Consider the following 1,610-nt stretch of genomic DNA (forward strand, 5'->3'; position numbering starts at 1 on the left):
CACGAAGCAATCGGAAGTGGTTCCAAGAAAAGCCTCTAAGCTTCAGTCATACGAGACCGTACCGCAAACCGACACAGGTGGGCGAGATGAGTATTCTAAGGCGCTTGAGAGAACTCGGGAGAAGGAACTCGGCAAATTGGTACCGTAACTTCGGGAAAAGGTACGCCCCGGTAGCTTGACTGGTTTACTCCAGAAGGGTGAAAGGGTTGCAATAAACTGGTGGCTGCGACTGTTTAATAAAAACACAGCACTCTGCAAACACGAAAGTGGACGTATAGGGTGTGACGCCTGCCCGGTGCTGGAAGATTAAATGATGGGGTGCAAGCTCTTGATTGAAGTCCCAGTAAACGGCGGCCGTAACTATAACGGTCCTAAGGTAGCGAAATTCCTTGTCGGGTAAGTTCCGACCTGCACGAATGGCGTAACGATGGCCACACTGTCTCCTCCCGAGACTCAGCGAAGTTGAAATGTTTGTGATGATGCAATCTACCCGCGGCTAGACGGAAAGACCCCATGAACCTTTACTGTAGCTTTGCATTGGACTTTGAACCAATCTGTGTAGGATAGGTGGGAGGCTTTGAAGCGGGGACGCTAGTTCTCGTGGAGCCAACCTTGAAATACCACCCTGGTTTGTTTGAGGTTCTAACCTTGGTCCGTTATCCGGATCGGGGACAGTGCATGGTAGGCAGTTTGACTGGGGCGGTCTCCTCCTAAAGTGTAACGGAGGAGTTCGAAGGTACGCTAGATACGGTCGGACATCGTGTTGATAGTGCAATGGCATAAGCGTGCTTAACTGCGAGACTGACAAGTCGAGCAGGTACGAAAGTAGGACATAGTGATCCGGTGGTTCTGTATGGAAGGGCCATCGCTCAACGGATAAAAGGTACTCTGGGGATAACAGGCTGATTCCTCCCAAGAGTTCATATCGACGGGGGAGTTTGGCACCTCGATGTCGGCTCATCACATCCTGGGGCTGTAGCCGGTCCCAAGGGTATGGCTGTTCGCCATTTAAAGTGGTACGTGAGCTGGGTTTAAAACGTCGTGAGACAGTTTGGTCCCTATCTGCCGTGGGCGTTGGAAATTTGAAGGGGGCTGCTCCTAGTACGAGAGGACCGGAGTGGACGAACCTCTGGTGTACCGGTTGTCACGCCAGTGGCATTGCCGGGTAGCTAAGTTCGGAAGAGATAACCGCTGAAAGCATCTAAGCGGGAAACTTGCCTTGAGATGAGATTTCCCAGAGCCTTGAGCTCTTTGAAGGGTCGTTCGAGACCAGGACGTTGATAGGCTGGGTGTGGAAGTGCAGTAATGCATTAAGCTAACCAGTACTAATTGCCCGTACGGCTTGTCCCTATAACCTTAGCAGGTACAGAGGATAAGACGGTACAACGTTGCGTGTGTGTTGATACACCAATTCATTACCCCCAATCTTTGCTTCTTCCAGATTCATGGCTTTGTCGCTCCACTGAGGACAAATGCCGGTACAAGTTATGCCTGATGACCATAGCAAGTTGGTACCACCCCTTCCCATCCCGAACAGGACCGTGAAACAACTTTGCGCCGATGATAGTGCTGCAACCAGTGTGAAAGTAGGTTATCGTCAGGCTTGTTAT

2 rRNA genes are annotated in these 1,610 nt (G+C 50.9%); both read left to right on the forward strand.

Annotation, left to right across the window (positions count from 1 at the left end):
* A 23S ribosomal RNA gene (locus tag JAB8_RS29730) occupies positions 1 to 1,350 on the forward strand; the annotation flags it as partial.
* A gap of 140 nt (positions 1,351 to 1,490) precedes the next feature.
* A 5S ribosomal RNA gene (rrf, locus tag JAB8_RS22660) occupies positions 1,491 to 1,603 on the forward strand.
* The last annotated feature ends 7 nt before the right edge of the window (positions 1,604 to 1,610 follow it).

Origin of the sequence: Janthinobacterium sp. HH106 (assembly GCF_001758725.1) — a bacterium.
Classification (GTDB): domain Bacteria; phylum Pseudomonadota; class Gammaproteobacteria; order Burkholderiales; family Burkholderiaceae_D; genus Janthinobacterium.